Origin of the sequence: Pseudomonas sp. NPDC089396 (genome assembly GCF_044749545.1) — a bacterium.
Taxonomy (GTDB): domain Bacteria; phylum Pseudomonadota; class Gammaproteobacteria; order Pseudomonadales; family Pseudomonadaceae; genus Aquipseudomonas.
On the sequence record NZ_JBIVIC010000012.1, the window covers coordinates 61,368 to 78,557 of the forward strand.

Here is a 17,190-nt window from a genome sequence, read left to right on the forward strand (position 1 = left end):
CATGTCTCGAACCTGTGGGAGCTGGCTTGCCAGCGATGGGCTGCACAGCAGCCCCCAATTCCCAGAAAGCACAAACCCCGGTGCGTGGCCGGGGTTTGTGCTGTTACTTCAAGCGAACCTTACAGGGCGGCAATGGCGCTGTTCAGGGTCTGGCTTGGGCGCATCACCTTGGCGGTCAGCTCGGCATCCGGGGCGTAGTAGCCACCGATGTCGGCCGGCTTGCCCTGAACGGCGTTGAGCTCGGCGACGATGGTCGCTTCGTTCTCGATCAGGGTTTTGGCCAGCGGTGCGAAGCGCGCTTGCAGGGCGGCGTCGTCGCTCTGGGCAGCCAGGGCTTCGGCCCAGTACAGGGTCAGGTAGAAGTGGCTGCCGCGGTTGTCGATACCACCGACTTTGCGCGAAGGCGACTTGTTGGTGTCGAGGAACTTGCCGGTGGCCTGGTCCAGGGTGTTGGCCAGGACCTTGGCGCGCGGGTTGTCGTAGGTGTTGCCCAGGTGCTCCAGGGAAGCGGCCAGGGCCAGGAATTCACCCAGCGAGTCCCAACGCAGGAAGTTCTCTTCAACCAGCTGCTGCACGTGCTTCGGTGCCGAACCGCCGGCGCCGGTTTCGAACAGACCACCGCCGTTCATCAGCGGCACGATCGACAGCATCTTGGCGCTGGTGCCCAGCTCCATGATCGGGAACAGGTCGGTCAGGTAGTCGCGCAGCACGTTGCCGGTCACCGAAATGGTGTCCTTGCCTTCGCGGATGCGGGCCAGGGAGAACTTGATGGCGTCGACCGGCGCCAGGATACGGATGTCCAGGCCAGTGGTGTCGTGATCCTTCAGGTACTGCTGCACCTTCTCGATCATCACGCCGTCGTGGGCGCGGGCCGGGTCCAGCCAGAACACCGCTGGGGTGTCGCTCAGGCGGGCGCGGTTGACGGCCAGCTTGACCCAGTCCTGGATCGGCGCGTCTTTGGTCTGGCACATGCGGAAGATGTCACCGGCTTCGACGTTCTGCTCCAGAACGACCTTGCCCTTGCTGTCGACCACGCGCACGACGCCATCGGCCTTGACCTGGAAGGTCTTGTCGTGGGAGCCGTACTCTTCGGCTTTCTGCGCCATCAGGCCAACGTTCGGCACGCTGCCCATGGTGGTCGGGTCGAAGGCACCGTTGACTTTGCAGTCTTCGATGGTGGCCTGGTAGATACCGGCGTAGCAGCGGTCCGGGATGATCGCCTTGGCGTCTTGCAGTTCACCGGCGGTGTTCCACATCTTGCCCGAGTCACGAATCATTGCAGGCATCGAGGCGTCGACGATGACGTCGCTCGGTACGTGCAGGTTGGTGATGCCCTTGTCGGAGTTGACCATGGCCAGGGCTGGACGCTCGGCGTACAGGGCCTGGATGTCGGCTTCGATCTCGGCCTGCTTGTCGGCTGGCAGGTCCTTGATGCGGGCGTACAGGTCGCCGATGCCGTTGTTGGCATTGAAGCCGGCTTCGGTCAGCGCAGCAGCGTGCTTGGCCAGTACTTCGCCGTAGAACGCTTCGACGATGACGCCGAACATGATCGGGTCGGAGACCTTCATCATGGTGGCTTTCAGGTGGACCGAGAACAGCACGCCGGAGGCCTTGGCATCAGCGATCTGCTCGGCGATGAAGGCTTTCAGGGCCTTGCGGCTCATGGTGGCGCAGTCGATGACTTCGGCGGCTTTGACGGCGGTCTTTTCTTTCAGCACGGTGGTGCTGCCGTCTTTGCCGACCAGCTCGATGCGCAGGCTGTCGTCAGCCTCGATCAGTGCGGCCTTCTCGCTGCCGTAGAAGTCGCCATTGTTCATGTGGGCAACGTGCGACTTGGAGTCGGCGGCCCAAGCGCCCATCTTGTGCGGGTGCTTGCGAGCGTAGTTCTTGACCGACAGCGGCGCGCGGCGGTCGGAGTTGCCTTCGCGCAGGACCGGGTTCACGGCGCTGCCCTTGATGCGGTCGTAGCGCGCGCGGGATTCTTTTTCTTCGGCGGTGGCCGGCTCGTCGGCGTAGTCAGGGATGTTGAAGCCCTTGGCCTGAAGCTCTTTGATCGCCGCTTTGAGCTGCGGGACCGAGGCCGAGATGTTCGGCAGCTTGATGATGTTGGCTTCAGGAGTGGTAGCCAGCTGGCCCAGTTCCGCCAGGTGATCGCCTACCTGCTTCTCGGCGCCCAGTTGCTCCGGGAATGCCGCGAGGATACGGCCAGCCAGGGAAATGTCGCGGGTTTCGACGGCGATGTCAGCCGAAGCGGTGAAAGCTTCGACGATCGGCAGCAGCGAGTAGGTGGCGAGGGCGGGGGCTTCGTCGGTGAAGGTATAGATGATCTTGGAACGGGTGGGCATGCGGGTTAACTCTCTATGTGCTGAGCGTACTCGAGTCTCGTGGTGCGCAGGGTAAGCGCTTCGCTCCGGCGACGCCATGAGCGGAAAGTCGAGAGGCTGCGAGCGGTGATGGTGGATGCATCAGTCGAGCGTCAAGTGCTGAGCTGCGGTAACAACCCAGGCTTTTGGCCATTGCTGGCCGAGGGCGAGCCGCATTTACCTGGGATTCGCCCCGATGACCCTTGGGTCGCGGCGCAGTATATCAAACCAATCAGGCTATTCAGCAAGACGAAGTGACATCAGCGCCATTTATAAGACCAAAGACGTAGGGGCAATGCGGTGTGTTGCCGCAGGTTTGGCGGTACTGGATCTATCGCCGGCAAGCCGGCTCCCACAGGGGTGGTGGTGGCTGGGGCTTCTCGTGGGAGCCGGCTTGCCGGCGATAGGGCCTTGCAGGTCGGCGGATGTGGTTTAGGCTCAGTGGGATCGCATGATGTCCAATCACACCCGAAAGCGGAGTAGTGCAAGCATGGGATACCAGAAAATCAAGGTTCCGACCGACGGCGCCAAGATCACCGTCAATGCAGACCATTCGCTCAATGTGCCCGACAACCCCATCATTCCTTATATCGAAGGCGATGGGATTGGCGTCGATGTGTCGCCGGTGATGATCAAGGTGGTCGATGCGGCCGTGCAGAAAGCCTATGGCGGCAAGCGCAAGATCGCCTGGATGGAGGTGTACGCCGGGGAGAAAGCCACCCAGGTGTATGACCAGGACACCTGGCTGCCCCAGGAAACCCTGGATGCGGTGAGAGAATACGTGGTGTCGATCAAGGGGCCGCTGACCACCCCGGTCGGTGGCGGCATCCGTTCGCTGAACGTGGCCCTGCGTCAGCAGCTCGACCTGTATGTGTGCCTGCGCCCGGTGTTGTGGTTCCAGGGTGTGCCGAGCCCGGTTAAAAAGCCCGGGGATGTGGACATGGTGATCTTCCGGGAAAACTCGGAGGACATTTATGCCGGCATCGAATGGAAGGCCGGCTCGCCCGAGGCGAACAAGGTGATCAAATTCCTCAAGGAGGAAATGGGCGTCACCAAGATCCGCTTCGACCAGGACTGTGGCATCGGCGTCAAGCCGGTCTCCCGCGAGGGCACCAAGCGTCTGGTGCGCAAGGCCCTGCAGTATGTGGTGGATAATGACCGCGAATCGCTGACCCTGGTGCACAAGGGCAACATCATGAAGTTCACCGAGGGGGCCTTCAAGGATTGGGGCTACGAGGTGGCCAGGGACGAGTTCGGCGCCGAGCTGCTCGATGGCGGCCCGTGGATGAAGTTCAAGAACCCCAGGACCGGGCGCGAGGTCATCGTCAAGGATGCCATCGCCGATGCCATGCTCCAGCAGATCCTGCTGCGCCCGGCCGAATATGACGTGATCGCCACGCTCAACCTCAACGGGGACTACCTGTCCGATGCCCTGGCGGCGGAAGTGGGCGGCATCGGCATCGCGCCGGGGGCCAACCTGTCCGATACCGTGGCCATGTTCGAGGCGACTCACGGCACCGCGCCCAAGTACGCCGGGCAGGACAAGGTCAACCCTGGCTCGGTGATCCTGTCTGCGGAGATGATGCTGCGCCACATGGGTTGGACCGAGGCGGCCGACCTGATCATCAAGGGCACCAATGGCGCAATTGCAGCCAAGACCGTGACCTATGACTTCGAGCGGCTGATGGAGGGGGCCAAGCTGGTGGGTAGTTCAGGCTTCGGGGACGAGATGATCAAACATATGTGAGGCAATGAAAACCGGCCGCTTCTGTTAAAGAAGCGGCCGGTTCGTTCGTATACCGGCAGAGCGGGTGATTCAGGCTTTGACGGTTTCGAGAGGGGGTGACACCTTGCTCGCGGCTTCGGCTCCAGCGGGCACGATCGCAATCGCGTGCAGTCCTTTTGGCCCCTGGATGATATCGAAGCTCACTGTCTGGCCAGCTTTGAGTGTCTTGTAACCGTCCATCTGGATCGCTGAGTAATGCGCGAACAGATCTTCGGTTTTACCCTCCTCGTTGATGAATCCGTAGCCCTTGGCATTGTTGAACCACTTGACTTTACCGCTTGCCATCCCTATGTCCCTCTGCAAAGGACTCCATCACTGGAGTATCATCCACTTCATCCGCATACGAACCATGCGAAAAATCTGGTTGACTGCGCGGATCTTTATCGACCACGGTGGGTTCTTATTGGTTGTAACACCGTTTTGCCGATAGTCAAGGTCGCCCAGCTCGTGCGCTGGCAGTGGCCTGTGCGGTCAACCCACAACGTTAACCTGTCGATCATGATGAAATTCTTTCCATGCATGCACCTAGCAAGATTCGACTAACATTCAATCAGGATCGCCCGCAATCGAACGAGGACGACGGCTCAGGTCTTGCGGTACAGGAAGCCAAGCCGATCCTGCAGGCTCCACCTATGTACAAGGTGGTTTTGTTCAACGATGACTACACGCCGATGGATTTCGTCGTCGAAGTGCTCGAAACGTTCTTTAGTCTGAACCGCGAGCTGGCGACCAAGATCATGCTGACCGTCCATACCGAGGGGCGGGCAGTGTGCGGATTGTTTACCCGTGACATCGCCGAAACAAAGGCCATGCAGGTCAACCAATACGCCAGGGAAAGCCAGCATCCGCTACTCTGTGAAATCGAGAAGGACGGTTAATCGCCGACCACTTGGGTATGAGGTGAAGCTATGTTAAACCGCGAGCTCGAAGTCACCCTCAATCTTGCCTTCAAGGAGGCTCGTTCGAAGCGTCATGAGTTCATGACCGTCGAACATTTGCTGCTGGCACTCCTTGACAATGAGGCTGCCGCGACCGTTCTGCGCGCCTGTGGCGCCAATCTCGACAAACTCAAGCACGACCTGCAAGAGTTCATCGATTCCACTACACCCCTTATTCCCGTCAATGACGAAGACCGTGAAACCCAGCCGACCCTGGGCTTCCAGCGTGTGCTGCAGCGTGCCGTGTTCCACGTGCAAAGCTCCGGCAAGCGCGAAGTGACCGGTGCCAATGTGCTGGTGGCGATCTTCAGCGAACAGGAAAGCCAGGCCGTGTTCCTGCTCAAGCAGCAGAGCGTGGCCCGTATCGACGTGGTCAACTACATCGCCCATGGCATCTCCAAGGTGCCAGGTCATGGTTCGCACAGCGAAAGCGACCAGGAAATGCAGGACGAGGACGGTGGTGAAACCTCGTCTTCGAGCAACCCTCTGGACGCCTATGCCAGCAACCTCAACGAGCTGGCGCGTGCGGGTCGTATCGATCCGCTGGTAGGCCGCGAGCAGGAAGTCGAGCGCGTTGCGCAGATCCTTGCCCGTCGGCGCAAGAACAACCCGCTGCTGGTCGGTGAGGCCGGCGTCGGTAAAACCGCCATCGCCGAAGGCCTGGCCAAGCGTATCGTCGACGGCCAGGTGCCCGATCTGCTGGCGCAAAGCGTGGTGTACTCGCTTGACCTCGGCGCGTTGCTGGCCGGCACCAAGTACCGCGGCGATTTCGAGAAGCGCTTCAAGGCATTGCTCGGCGAGTTGCGCAAACGCCCGCAAGCAATTCTGTTCATCGATGAAATCCACACCATCATCGGTGCGGGTGCGGCGTCCGGCGGGGTGATGGATGCGTCCAACCTGCTCAAGCCGCTGCTGTCGTCTGGCGATATTCGCTGCATCGGCTCGACCACCTTCCAGGAGTTTCGCGGCATCTTCGAGAAAGACCGGGCCCTGGCTCGGCGCTTTCAGAAGGTCGATGTCAGTGAGCCGTCGGTCGAAGACACCGTCGGTATCCTGCGTGGCCTGAAGGGTCGGTTCGAAAGTCATCACAACATCGAGTACAGCGACGAGGCACTGCGTGCGGCTGCCGAGCTGGCCTCGCGCTACATCAACGATCGCCACATGCCGGACAAGGCCATCGACGTGATCGACGAGGCGGGTGCCTACCAGCGCCTGCAGCCTGAGGCAAACCGGGTCAAGCGTATCGAGGTGCCGCAGGTCGAGGACATCGTTGCCAAGATCGCGCGGATTCCGCCGAAACACGTCACCAGTTCCGACAAGGAGCTGCTGCGCAACCTGGAGCGTGACCTGAAACTGACCGTGTTCGGTCAGGATGCCGCGATCGACTCGCTGGCCACGGCCATCAAGCTGTCCCGTGCCGGCCTCAAGGCGCCGGACAAGCCAGTCGGTTCGTTCCTGTTCGCCGGTCCCACCGGCGTCGGCAAGACCGAAGCGGCGCGGCAGTTGGCCAAGGCCCTGGGGGTCGAGCTGGTGCGCTTCGACATGTCCGAGTACATGGAGCGGCACACCGTGTCGCGCCTGATCGGTGCGCCTCCAGGCTATGTCGGATTCGACCAGGGCGGCCTGTTGACCGAAGCCATCACCAAGCAGCCGCATTGCGTGTTGCTGCTCGACGAAATCGAGAAGGCCCACCCGGAAGTCTTCAACCTGCTGCTGCAGGTGATGGACCACGGTACCCTGACCGACAACAACGGGCGCAAGGCCGACTTCCGTAACGTGATCCTGATCATGACCACCAACGCCGGGGCAGAAACCGCGGCACGGGCGTCGATCGGCTTCACACATCAGGACCATGCGTCCGATGCCATGGAAGTGATTCGCAAGAGCTTCACGCCGGAGTTCCGCAACCGCCTGGATACCATCATCCAGTTCGGCCGTCTGAGCCACGAGACGATCAAGAGCATCGTCGACAAGTTCCTCATCGAGCTGCAGGCCCAGTTGGAAGACAAGCGGGTGCTGCTGGAAGTCAGCGATGCCGCACGCGGCTGGCTGGCGGCCTCGGGCTACGATGTGCAGATGGGTGCGCGGCCGATGGCGCGGCTTATCCAGGACAAGATCAAGCGGCCATTGGCCGAAGAGATTCTGTTTGGCGAGCTGGCCGAGCATGGCGGTGTGGTGCACATCGACTTGCGCGATGGTGAACTGGTGTTCGATTTCGAGACCACGGCAGAGGTAGCGTGATGCAAGGGGCCGCTTTGCGGCCCTTTCGCGACACAAGGCCGCTCCTACAGGAATATGCGAACTCCTGTAGGAGCGGCCTTGTGTCGCGAAAGGGCTGCAGAGCAGCCCCTGACAATCTTGAAGGCACAAAAAAGCCCGGCACATGGCCGGGCTTTTTCATGGCTGGAGCTTAGCGCGCACGGTAAGTGATGCGGCCCTTGCTCAGGTCATAAGGCGTCAGCTCGACGCGGACCTTGTCGCCAGTGAGAATGCGGATGTAGTTCTTGCGCATCTTTCCGGAGATGTGCGCGGTTACGACGTGCCCGTTTTCCAACTCCACGCGGAACATGGTGTTGGGCAGGGTGTCGACGACAGTACCTTCCATTTCGAAGCTGTCTTCTTTCGACATGCAGTAGAGCCCTCAGGTATCCAGTGTTAGCCCGACGCATAACCGCAGCGGGCAAAAAAGTGGCGTGGATTATGCCGGAAAATTGTGTGTCAAGCCAATGCTTTCAATTGAGGGTGACCCAGCGCTGGTTGATCAGCAGCTCAATGGGGCGGTACTGGGTCTTGTAGTTCATCTTCTTGCAGTTCTTGATCCAGTAGCCGAGGTAGACCGCCTCCAGGTCCTGGCGCAGGGCTTCGGTTATCTGCCAGAGAATGGCAAAGCGGCCCAGGCTGCGACGCTCCTCATCGGGTTCGTAGAAGGTGTAGACCGCCGACAGGCCGTTGGGCAGCAGGTCGCACACGGCCACGGCCAGCAGGCGCCCGGCCAGGCGGAACTCGTAGAACCAGCAGAACGGCAGGTCGCGCACCAGAAAGGTGGAAAACTGGTCGCGGCTCGGTGGATACATGTCGCCATCGGCGTGGCGGGTCTCGATGTAACGCCGGTACAGGTCGAAGTACTCTTCCTTGAAGGCCGGTCGCGCGGCAGTCACGGTGAGGTCGGCATTGCGCTTGAGAATGCGTCGCTGCTGACGGTTGGGAATGAAGCGAGCAGCAGGGATGCGTGCCGGTACGCAGGCGTTGCAGTTCTGGCAGTGCGGGCGATACAGGTGGTCGCCACTGCGCCGAAAGCCCATCTCCGACAGGTCGGCATACACATGCACGTCCATCGGCTGACTGGGGTCGAGGAACAGGGTGGTTGCCTGCTCGTCCGGCAGATAGCTGCAGGAGTGGGGCTGAGTGGCATAGAACTTCAACCGCGCCAACTCTGTCATGATCGACCCCTTCGGTGAGACGTTGTTTTAAGTGTAAGCCAGCTGGCAAAACTCGCCTAGACCAGCCAGGTGGCGCTATTGGGCTGGTCGAGGTGCTGTGCGAGGTACTCGGCGAAGCACGCGCGGCTGATGGCGCGGGCGCCAAGGCTGTGCAGGTGGTTGGTCGGCATCTGGCAGTCGATCAGCACGAAGCCGGCTTGGCGCAGGTGCTCGACCAGGGTCACGAAGCCGACCTTGGAGGCGTTGTCGGCGCGGCTGAACATCGATTCGCCGAAAAACAGCCGGCCCATGGCCAGGCCATAGAGTCCGCCGACCAGCTCGCCGTCCTGGCGTACTTCCACCGAATGGGCGATGCCGCGCCGGTGCAGTTCGCAGTAGGCATCGCGCATGGTGTCGGTGATCCAGGTGCCGTCAGCGTAGTCGCGGGGCGCGGCGCAGGCGGCGATCACGGCGGCGAAGTCGGTGTCGAAGCTGACCTGGTAGCGGCCCTGGCGCATCAGCTTGGCCAGCGAGCGCGAGACGTGCAGCTCGTCAGGGATCAGCACCGTGCGCGGGTCAGGCGACCACCAGAGGATTGGTTGACCGTCCTGGTACCAGGGGAAGCAGCCATGGCGATAGGCCTGCACCAGGCGGTCGGGGCTCAGGTCGCCGCCGGCGGCGAGCAAACCGTTGGGGTCGTGCAGGGCCTTTTCCAGGGGAGGGAAGGTCAGCGAGTCGCGGGTCAGCCAGGTGAGCATGGTCTATCGTGCGGTGGGGGAGGGGAGAGGGCAGCATGGCGCGCAAGGCTTCGAGGGTCAATGCTTGCCCGTCAATGCGCAGGTGCTGGCCGCGGAGCAGGCAATTTCCTGCGCTTTCATGAAGCCACAGGCACCATTGGGCGCATTTGCTGTCACACCTGTGCAAAAACACAGCATAAGCCTTTGTCACAAAAGAAAATGCATGCTCAAATTGCAGCTATACGAAAGTCGCCCCCAGCCTAGCTCCATACGGCGTGCCGCCATGGCGGCCGGCGGGCAGTAATGTTAAAAGTAGGGGTTCATTGGCCAGACACCGGCCGATCACTACTGGACGCGCAGCACGCGCAGGAATAGACGCGTTTTGAAGAAATCCACCGCAACTCCAGCTCCTTTGCCCGTGCCCCTGTGGCGGCAGCAGCTGCATTACCGCCTCAAGGAAGGTGCGTTGATCGCTGTCGGCGCCCTGTGCCTGTACCTGTGGATGGCACTGCTGACCTACGACACCTCCGATCCGGGCTTCAGCCACACCAGCAACGCAGAGCAGGTGCAGAACGCCGCCGGGCGTGCCGGTGCGTATTTCGCCGACATCCTGTTCATGGTGCTTGGCTATTTCGCCTATATCTTCCCGCTGTTGCTGGCGATCAAGACCTGGCAGATATTCCGCGAGCGGCACCAGCCGTGGCAGTGGAGTGGCTGGCTGTTCTCCTGGCGGCTGATCGGCCTGGTGTTCCTGGTGCTGTCCGGTGCGGCGCTGGCGCACATCCATTTCCATCCGCCGGCAAGCCTGCCGTTCTCCGCCGGTGGCGCCCTGGGCGAAAGCCTCGGCGAGCTCGCGCGCAACCTGCTCAACGTGCAGGGCAGCACGCTGATGTTCATTGCCCTGTTCCTGTTCGGCCTGACCGTGTTCACCGACCTGTCCTGGTTCAAGGTGATGGACATGACCGGCAAGATCACCCTCGACCTGTTCGAGCTGGTGCAGGGCGCGGCCAACCGCTGGTGGGAGGCACGCAACGAGCGCAAACGCCTGGAGGCGCAGTTGCGCGAGGTCGACGAGCCCAAATTCACCGCGGCGCCGACGCCTGCCGAGAAGCGCGAGCCGATCAAGCCACAGCCACGCGAGCGCATCGTCGAACGCGAAGAAGCCCCAGCCCGGCCGGCCGCGCCGCGTGAAGCTGTGGTGCCGCGCGAGACGGTGGTGACCCGCGAGCAACCTGCGGCACCGGTGATCATGCCGCCTGCGGTGAAGGCCCCCGAGCCTAGCAAGCGGGTGATGAAAGAGAAGCAGACACCGCTGTTCGTCGACAGCGCGGTGGAAGGTACCCTGCCGTCGATCTCCATCCTCGACCCGGCCGAGCAGAAGAAGATCGAGTATTCGCCAGAATCCCTGGCCGGTGTCGGCCAGTTGCTGGAGATCAAACTCAAGGAATTCGGCGTGGAAGTCTCGGTGGACTCCATCCACCCGGGCCCTGTGATTACCCGTTATGAAATCCAGCCGGCGGCCGGGGTCAAGGTCAGCCGTATCGCCAACCTGGCCAAGGACCTTGCGCGGTCCATTGCGGTGACCAGCGTGCGGGTGGTCGAGGTGATCCCCGGCAAGACCACCGTGGGTATCGAGATCCCCAACGAGAACCGCCAGATGGTGCGCTTCTCCGAAGTGCTGGCGACGCCGCAGTACGATGAGCAGAAGTCGCCGGTCACCTTGGCGCTGGGCCACGACATCGGCGGCAAGCCGGTGATCACCGACCTGGCCAAGATGCCGCACCTGCTGGTGGCCGGTACTACCGGTTCCGGTAAGTCGGTGGGCGTGAACGCGATGATCCTGTCGATCCTGTTCAAGTCGGGCCCGGAAGACGCGCGGTTGATCATGATCGATCCGAAGATGCTTGAACTGTCGATCTACGAAGGCATTCCGCACTTGCTGTGTCCGGTGGTCACCGACATGAAGGACGCCGCCAACGCCCTGCGCTGGAGCGTGGCCGAGATGGAGCGGCGCTACAAGCTGATGGCGGCGATGGGTGTGCGCAACCTGGCCGGCTTCAATCGCAAGATCAAGGATGCCCAGGAGGCGGGCGAGGTCATCCACGACCCGCTGTACCGCCGCGAGAGCATGGAAGACGAGCCTCCGGTGCTGAAGACCCTGCCGACCATCGTGGTGGTGGTCGACGAATTCGCCGATATGATGATGATCGTCGGCAAGAAGGTCGAAGAGCTGATCGCCCGTATCGCACAGAAGGCGCGGGCTGCCGGTATCCACTTGATCCTCGCCACCCAGCGCCCGTCGGTGGACGTGATCACCGGCCTGATCAAGGCCAACATCCCGACCCGCATGGCGTTCCAGGTGTCGAGCAAGATCGACTCGCGGACCATCATCGACCAGGGTGGCGCCGAGCAGTTGCTGGGTCACGGTGACATGCTCTACATGCCGCCGGGCACCAGCCTGCCGATCCGTGTTCACGGTGCGTTCGTCTCCGACGACGAAGTGCACCGGGTCGTGGAAGCCTGGAAGATGCGCGGCGCGCCGGACTACAACGACGACATCCTCAATGGCGTGGAAGAGGCCGGCAGCGGCTTCGAAGGCGGCGGTGGTGGTGGCGATGGCGAAGATTCGGAGAGCGACGCGCTGTATGATGAGGCCGTGCAATTCGTGCTTGAAAGCCGCCGTGCTTCGATCTCGGCCGTGCAGCGCAAGCTGAAGATCGGCTACAACCGCGCCGCCCGCATGATCGAGGCAATGGAAATGGCCGGCGTGGTCACCCCGATGAACAGCAACGGCTCGCGGGAAGTGATCGCCCCAGGCGGCCCACGCGACTGATGAACACCTTGCCGGGCGCCAACGGTGGCGCCCGGCTCCTTCAATGCTCAATGAGGATAAACATGCGCGCGATTCGCATGCTGTTGGTTTCTGCCCTGACCCTGGCTTCTGTGTCGACCACGGTGTCGGCCTATGCCGGTGAGCAGGACGTACAGCGCCTGACCCAGTTGCTGGAGAAGTCGCAGACCATCGAAGCCAATTTCTCCCAGCTGACCCTGGATGCCGGCGGCACCAGCCTGCAGGAAACCTCCGGCAAGATGACGGTCAAGCGCCCGGGCCTGTTCTATTGGCACACCGATGCACCGCAGGAGCAGGTAGTGGTGTCCGATGGCAAGAACGTCACCCTGTGGGACCCGGACCTGGAACAGGCCACCATCAAGAAGCTCGACGTGCGCCTGAACCAGACCCCGGCGCTGCTGCTGTCCGGTGATGTGTCGAAAATCAGCCAGAGCTTCGACATCACCTCCAAGGAGCAGGGCGATGTGATGGACTTCACCCTCAAGCCGAAGACCAAGGACACCTTGTTCGACTCGCTGCGCGTGTCGTTCCGCAAGGGCCTGATCAACGACATGCAGCTGATCGACAGCGTCGGCCAGCGCACCAACATCCTGTTCAACGGGGTCAAGGCCAACCAGGCGGTGCCGGACAGCAAGTTCAGGTTCGACATCCCCAAAGGCGCTGACGTGATCAAGGAGTAACCGGAGCTCGTCATGGACCTGTTTCGAAGCGAACCCGTCGCCCAGCCCCTGGCTGCTCGCCTGCGCCCATCCAACCTGGGCGAGTACGTCGGCCAGGAGCATTTGCTGGCGCGCGGCAAACCGCTGCGCGAGGCGCTGGAGCAGGGTGCGCTGCACTCGATGATCTTCTGGGGGCCGCCAGGCGTGGGCAAGACCACCCTGGCTCGGCTGCTGGCGCAGTTCTGCGATGCCCACTTCGAAACGGTGTCGGCGGTGCTGGCCGGGGTCAAGGAGATCCGCCAGGCTGTCGAGGTGGCCAAGCAGCAGGCCGCCCAGTACGGCCGGCGTACCATCCTGTTCGTCGATGAGGTGCACCGCTTCAACAAGTCTCAACAGGATGCCTTCCTGCCCTACGTGGAGGACGGCACGCTGATTTTCATCGGTGCCACCACCGAAAACCCGTCGTTCGAACTGAACAACGCCTTGCTCTCGCGGGCGCGAGTGTATGTGCTCAAGAGCCTCGACGAAGTCGCGCTGCGCAAGCTGGTCGACCGTGCGCTCAGCGAGGAGCGGGGCTTGGGCAAGCGCAACCTGCGGGTCGGCGACGAGGCCTTCAAGATGCTCATGGCTGCCGCCGATGGCGATGGCCGGCGCATGCTCAATTTTCTCGAAAACGCCTCGGACCTGGCCGAAGACGGTGGCGAGATTGCCGTAGAGTTGTTGCAAAGCCTGCTCGGTGACAGCCGCCGGCGCTTCGACAAAGGCGGCGAGGCCTTCTACGACCAGATTTCCGCGCTGCACAAATCGGTGCGTGGTTCGAATCCCGATGCCGCGCTGTACTGGTTCGCGCGCATGCTCGACGGCGGCTGCGACCCGCTGTACATCGCCCGCCGCGTGGTGCGCATGGCCAGCGAAGACATCGGCAACGCCGACCCACGCGCGCTGAGCCTGTGCCTGGCCGCCTGGGACGTGCAGGAGCGCCTGGGCAGCCCCGAGGGTGAACTGGCGGTGGCCCAGGCCATCACCTACATCGCCTGCGCACCGAAGAGCAACGCCGTGTACATGGGCTTCAAGACCGCATTGCGCGAGGCGGCCGAGCACGGCTCGCTGGAGGTGCCACTGCACCTGCGCAATGCGCCGACCAAGCTGATGAAGCAACTGGGCTATGGCGATGAATACCGCTATGCCCACGACGAGCCCGATGCCTACGCCGCCGGCGAAGACTACTTCCCCGACCAGCTCGAACCACGGCCTTACTACCAGCCTGTTCCCCGTGGCCTGGAGCTGAAGATCGGCGAAAAACTGCGCCATCTGCACGAGCTCGACCGCAACAGCCCCCGACAGCGGAGAAAGCCGTGATCGCACTCATCGCTGCCGTCAGCGCAGGGGGTATCGCCGGCACCTTGCTGCGTTTCGCCACCTCTAACTGGGTTGCGGCCAACTGGCCCCGGCATTTCTATCTCGGTACGCTGGCTGTCAACCTGGTTGGCTGCCTGCTGATCGGCCTGCTCTACGGCCTGTTCCTGCACAAGCCGATGGCCCCCGTGGAGCTGCGCGCTGGCCTGATCGTCGGCTTCCTGGGCGGGCTGACGACGTTTTCCTCCTTTTCGCTCGATACCGTGCGCCTCATGGAAAGTGGGCAGGTGCCCCTGGCCGTGGGCTATACCGGTATTAGCGTGATGGGCGGGCTCCTGGCCACTTGGGCCGGCCTGTCCCTGACCCGACTCTGAACCAACCTCTATACATAACGAGAGAACGACATGCTCGATTCCAAACTGTTACGCGGCCAACTCCAGGAAGTGGCTGACCGCCTCGCCTCCCGTGGCTTCAGCCTGGATGTCGCGCGCATCGAATCGCTGGAAGAACGCCGCAAGGCGGTACAGACCCGTACCGAGCAGTTGCAGGCTGAGCGTAACGCCCGCTCCAAATCGATTGGCCAGGCCAAGGCCAAGGGTGAAGACATCGCGCCGCTGATGGCCGACGTCGAGCGCATGGCCAATGAACTGGCGGCCGGCAAGGTCGAGCTGGACGGTATCCAGGCTGAACTGGACGGCATCCTGCTGACCATTCCGAACCTGCCGGACGCCAGCGTTCCGGTCGGTGCCAGCGAAGACGACAACGTCGAAGTGCGCCGCTGGGGTACGCCGAAAGCTTTCGATTTCGAGATCAAGGACCACGTCGCTCTGGGCGAAATCAGCGGTGGCCTGGACTTCGAAGCCGCGGCCAAGCTGTCCGGTGCCCGCTTTGCAGTGCTGCGTGGCCCGGTCGCCCGCCTGCACCGCGCACTGGCGCAGTTCATGATCAACCTGCACACCGGCGAGCACGGCTACGAAGAGCATTACACCCCGTACCTGGTGCAGGCCCCGGCGCTGCAAGGCACTGGCCAGCTGCCGAAGTTCGAGGAAGACCTGTTCAAGATCAGCCGCGAAGGCGAAGCCGACTTCTACCTGATCCCGACTGCCGAAGTGTCGCTGACCAACCTGGTGGCGGGCGAGATCCTCGACGCCAAGCAGCTGCCGCTCAAGCTGGTTGCCCATACCCCGTGCTTCCGCAGTGAGGCCGGCGCGTCGGGCCGCGACACCCGCGGCATGATCCGCCAGCACCAGTTCGACAAGGTCGAGATGGTCCAGGTGGTCGAGCCGTCCAAGTCGATGGAAGCGCTGGAAGGCCTGACCGCCAACGCCGAGCGCGTCCTGCAGCTGCTGGAGTTGCCGTATCGCGTGCTGGCCCTGTGCACCGGCGACATGGGCTTCGGCGCCGTGAAGACCTACGACCTGGAAGTGTGGGTGCCGAGCCAGGACAAGTACCGTGAGATCAGCTCCTGTTCCAACTGCGGTGACTTCCAGGCCCGCCGCATGCAGGCCCGCTGGCGCAACCCGGAAACCGGCAAGCCTGAGCTGGTGCACACCCTCAATGGCTCCGGCCTGGCGGTGGGCCGTACCCTGGTAGCGGTGCTGGAGAACTACCAGCAGGCCGACGGCTCGATCCGCGTGCCGGACGTACTGAAGCCGTACATGGGTGGTGTCGAGGTCATCCGCTAAATGGATTACCTGCCGCTGTTCCACAAGCTGCAGGGCGGCCGCGTGCTGGTCGTCGGCGGCGGCGAAATCGCCTTGCGCAAGGCGCGCCTGCTGGCCGATGCCGGTGCCGCGCTGCGGGTGGTAGCGCCCGACGTCGATGGCCAGCTGGCCGCGCTGGCCCGTGAAGGCGGCGGCGAGGTCCTGGTGCGTGGCTATCGGGCGGACGACCTGGTCGGTTGCCGGCTGGTGATCGCGGCCACCGATGACTCGGGGCTCAATGCCCAGGTCTCGGCCGATGCGCAGGCGCTCAGCCTGCCGGTCAACGTGGTGGATGCGCCGGCCCTGTGCACGGTGATCTTCCCGGCGATCGTCGACCGTTCACCCTTGGTGGTGGCGGTTTCCAGTGGCGGTGACGCCCCGGTGCTGGCGCGCTTGATACGCGCCAAGCTGGAAGCCTGGATTCCGTCTACCTATGGTGAGCTGGCCGGCTTGGCCGCGCGTTTTCGCGACAAGGTCAAGGCGTTATACCCGGACGTCAACCAGCGCCGCGGCTTCTGGGAAACCGTGTTCCAGGGCCCGATTGCCGAGCGCCAATTGGCCGGGCAGGGGACCGAGGCCGAAAAGCTGTTGCAGGCCATGGTCGACGGCGCCCCGGTACAGCAGGGCGGCGAGGTGTACTTGGTAGGCGCTGGACCGGGTGACCCGGACTTGCTGACTTTCCGCGCCTTGCGCCTGATGCAACAGGCCGACGTGGTGCTTTACGACCGCCTGGTGGCGCCTGCGATCATCGAGATGTGCCGGCGCGATGCCGAACGCATTTATGTGGGCAAGCGCCGCGCCGACCATGCCGTGCCGCAGGACCAGATCAACCGCCTGCTGGTCGACCTGGCGCAGCAGGGCAAGCGTGTGCTGCGCCTGAAGGGCGGCGACCCGTTCATCTTCGGCCGGGGTGGCGAGGAGATCGAGGAGCTGGCCGAGCATGGCATCCCGTTCCAAGTGGTGCCGGGCATTACCGCGGCCAGTGGCTGTTCCGCCTATGGCGGTATTCCGCTGACTCACCGTGACTATGCCCAGTCGGTGCGGTTCGTGACCGGGCACCTCAAGGACGGGACCAGTAATCTGCCTTGGGATGATCTGGTTGCACCGGCGCAGACCTTGGTGTTCTACATGGGGCTGGTGGGGTTGCCGACCATCTGTGCCGAGCTGATTCGTCATGGCCGTGCGGCCAGTACGCCGGCGGCGTTGGTGCAGCAGGGGACTACGCGCAACCAGCGGGTGTTTACCGGCACCTTGGCGGACTTGCCGGCGCTGGTGGCCCGGCATGAGGTGCATGCGCCGACCCTGGTGATTGTCGGGGAAGTGGTGCAGTTGCGCGAGAAGCTGGCCTGGTTCGAAGGCTCGCAGCAGGACTGAAATC

At 62.7% G+C, this 17,190-nt stretch carries 14 protein-coding genes; 9 read left to right on the forward strand and 5 right to left on the reverse strand.

All coding sequences use genetic code 11. The features are described 5' to 3' along the window. Nucleotides 1–119: 119 nt before the first annotated feature. On the reverse strand, nt 120–2,345 hold the full coding sequence (locus ACIPZB_RS20665; RefSeq protein WP_400642410.1) for an NADP-dependent isocitrate dehydrogenase: 2,226 nt from the start codon (nt 2,343–2,345) through the stop codon (nt 120–122). A gap of 508 nt (nt 2,346–2,853) precedes the next feature. On the opposite strand from ACIPZB_RS20665, the gene icd reads away from it, so the two are divergent. Further along, nucleotides 2,854–4,110 carry an NADP-dependent isocitrate dehydrogenase gene (gene icd, locus ACIPZB_RS20670; RefSeq protein ID WP_008097749.1) on the forward strand — a complete coding sequence of 419 codons (1,257 nt, stop codon included), beginning with the start codon at nt 2,854–2,856 and terminating at the stop codon, nt 4,108–4,110. Nucleotides 4,111–4,179: 69 nt separating this feature from the next. Here the strand turns inward: icd and cspD are convergent, their stop codons facing one another. After that, on the reverse strand, nt 4,180–4,434 hold the full coding sequence (cspD, locus tag ACIPZB_RS20675) for a cold shock domain-containing protein CspD (protein WP_400642411.1): 255 nt from the start codon (nt 4,432–4,434) through the stop codon (nt 4,180–4,182). Between the two features lie 230 nt (nt 4,435–4,664). On the opposite strand from cspD, the gene clpS reads away from it, so the two are divergent. Together clpS and clpA are read left to right on the forward strand one after the other, a co-directional pair. After that, complete coding sequence (clpS, locus tag ACIPZB_RS20680; RefSeq protein ID WP_043274002.1) at nt 4,665–5,027, forward strand: ATP-dependent Clp protease adapter ClpS; 363 nt, start codon at nt 4,665–4,667, stop codon at nt 5,025–5,027. A gap of 30 nt (nt 5,028–5,057) precedes the next feature. Further along, nucleotides 5,058–7,328 carry an ATP-dependent Clp protease ATP-binding subunit ClpA gene (gene clpA, locus ACIPZB_RS20685; protein ID WP_400642412.1) on the forward strand — a complete coding sequence of 757 codons (2,271 nt, stop codon included), beginning with the start codon at nt 5,058–5,060 and terminating at the stop codon, nt 7,326–7,328. A gap of 169 nt (nt 7,329–7,497) precedes the next feature. Here the strand turns inward: clpA and infA are convergent, their stop codons facing one another. The 3 genes from infA to aat all read right to left on the reverse strand — a co-directional run bounded on the left by infA (nt 7,498) and on the right by aat (nt 9,264). Beyond that, complete coding sequence (infA, locus tag ACIPZB_RS20690) at nt 7,498–7,716, reverse strand: translation initiation factor IF-1 (RefSeq protein WP_002553999.1); 219 nt, start codon at nt 7,714–7,716, stop codon at nt 7,498–7,500. A 103-nt stretch (nt 7,717–7,819) separates the two neighbouring features. Then, on the reverse strand, nt 7,820–8,527 hold the full coding sequence (locus tag ACIPZB_RS20695; RefSeq protein WP_008097741.1) for an arginyltransferase: 708 nt from the start codon (nt 8,525–8,527) through the stop codon (nt 7,820–7,822). A 56-nt stretch (nt 8,528–8,583) separates the two neighbouring features. Continuing rightward, nucleotides 8,584–9,264, reverse strand: a complete 681-nt coding sequence (gene aat / locus ACIPZB_RS20700; RefSeq protein ID WP_400642413.1) for a leucyl/phenylalanyl-tRNA--protein transferase — start codon at nt 9,262–9,264, stop codon at nt 8,584–8,586. 361 nt (nt 9,265–9,625) lie between these two features. On the opposite strand from aat, the gene ACIPZB_RS20705 reads away from it, so the two are divergent. The 6 genes from ACIPZB_RS20705 (at nt 9,626) to cysG (ending at nt 17,186) form a co-directional block, all read left to right on the forward strand. Further along, nucleotides 9,626–12,076, forward strand: a complete 2,451-nt coding sequence (locus ACIPZB_RS20705) for a DNA translocase FtsK 4TM domain-containing protein (protein WP_400642414.1) — start codon at nt 9,626–9,628, stop codon at nt 12,074–12,076. A 62-nt stretch (nt 12,077–12,138) separates the two neighbouring features. After that, the gene (gene lolA / locus ACIPZB_RS20710) at nt 12,139–12,774 is read left to right on the forward strand and encodes an outer membrane lipoprotein chaperone LolA (RefSeq protein ID WP_008097734.1); all 636 of its coding nucleotides are present in this window, start codon (nt 12,139–12,141) and stop codon (nt 12,772–12,774) included. Between the two features lie 12 nt (nt 12,775–12,786). Further along, nucleotides 12,787–14,112 carry a replication-associated recombination protein A gene (locus ACIPZB_RS20715; protein ID WP_400642415.1) on the forward strand — a complete coding sequence of 442 codons (1,326 nt, stop codon included), beginning with the start codon at nt 12,787–12,789 and terminating at the stop codon, nt 14,110–14,112. Then, nucleotides 14,109–14,483 (forward strand): fluoride efflux transporter CrcB, encoded by a 375-nt coding sequence (crcB, locus tag ACIPZB_RS20720; RefSeq protein WP_176515148.1) that lies wholly within the window; start codon nt 14,109–14,111, stop codon nt 14,481–14,483. The genes ACIPZB_RS20715 and crcB overlap by 4 nt, the downstream gene beginning before the upstream one ends. 30 nt (nt 14,484–14,513) lie before the next feature. Next, complete coding sequence (gene serS, locus ACIPZB_RS20725; protein WP_400642416.1) at nt 14,514–15,794, forward strand: serine--tRNA ligase; 1,281 nt, start codon at nt 14,514–14,516, stop codon at nt 15,792–15,794. Next, the gene (cysG, locus tag ACIPZB_RS20730; protein WP_400642417.1) at nt 15,795–17,186 is read left to right on the forward strand and encodes a siroheme synthase CysG; all 1,392 of its coding nucleotides are present in this window, start codon (nt 15,795–15,797) and stop codon (nt 17,184–17,186) included. Nucleotides 17,187–17,190 lie beyond the last annotated feature (4 nt).

Bases quoted from the DNA above. Each gene is read 5' to 3' on its own strand.
- aat (WP_400642413.1), bottom strand. From the start codon at position 9,264: ATGCTCACCTGGCTGACCCGCGACTCGCTGACCTTCCCTCCCCTGGAA.
- cspD (WP_400642411.1), bottom strand. From the start codon at position 4,434: ATGGCAAGCGGTAAAGTCAAGTGGTTCAACAATGCCAAGGGCTACGGA.
- serS (WP_400642416.1), top strand. From the start codon at position 14,514: ATGCTCGATTCCAAACTGTTACGCGGCCAACTCCAGGAAGTGGCTGAC.
- cysG (WP_400642417.1), top strand. From the start codon at position 15,795: ATGGATTACCTGCCGCTGTTCCACAAGCTGCAGGGCGGCCGCGTGCTG.
- infA (WP_002553999.1), bottom strand. From the start codon at position 7,716: ATGTCGAAAGAAGACAGCTTCGAAATGGAAGGTACTGTCGTCGACACC.
- ACIPZB_RS20665 (WP_400642410.1), bottom strand. From the start codon at position 2,345: ATGCCCACCCGTTCCAAGATCATCTATACCTTCACCGACGAAGCCCCC.
- clpS (WP_043274002.1), top strand. From the start codon at position 4,665: ATGCATGCACCTAGCAAGATTCGACTAACATTCAATCAGGATCGCCCG.
- ACIPZB_RS20695 (WP_008097741.1), bottom strand. From the start codon at position 8,527: ATGACAGAGTTGGCGCGGTTGAAGTTCTATGCCACTCAGCCCCACTCC.
- lolA (WP_008097734.1), top strand. From the start codon at position 12,139: ATGCGCGCGATTCGCATGCTGTTGGTTTCTGCCCTGACCCTGGCTTCT.
- ACIPZB_RS20715 (WP_400642415.1), top strand. From the start codon at position 12,787: ATGGACCTGTTTCGAAGCGAACCCGTCGCCCAGCCCCTGGCTGCTCGC.
- clpA (WP_400642412.1), top strand. From the start codon at position 5,058: ATGTTAAACCGCGAGCTCGAAGTCACCCTCAATCTTGCCTTCAAGGAG.
- icd (WP_008097749.1), top strand. From the start codon at position 2,854: ATGGGATACCAGAAAATCAAGGTTCCGACCGACGGCGCCAAGATCACC.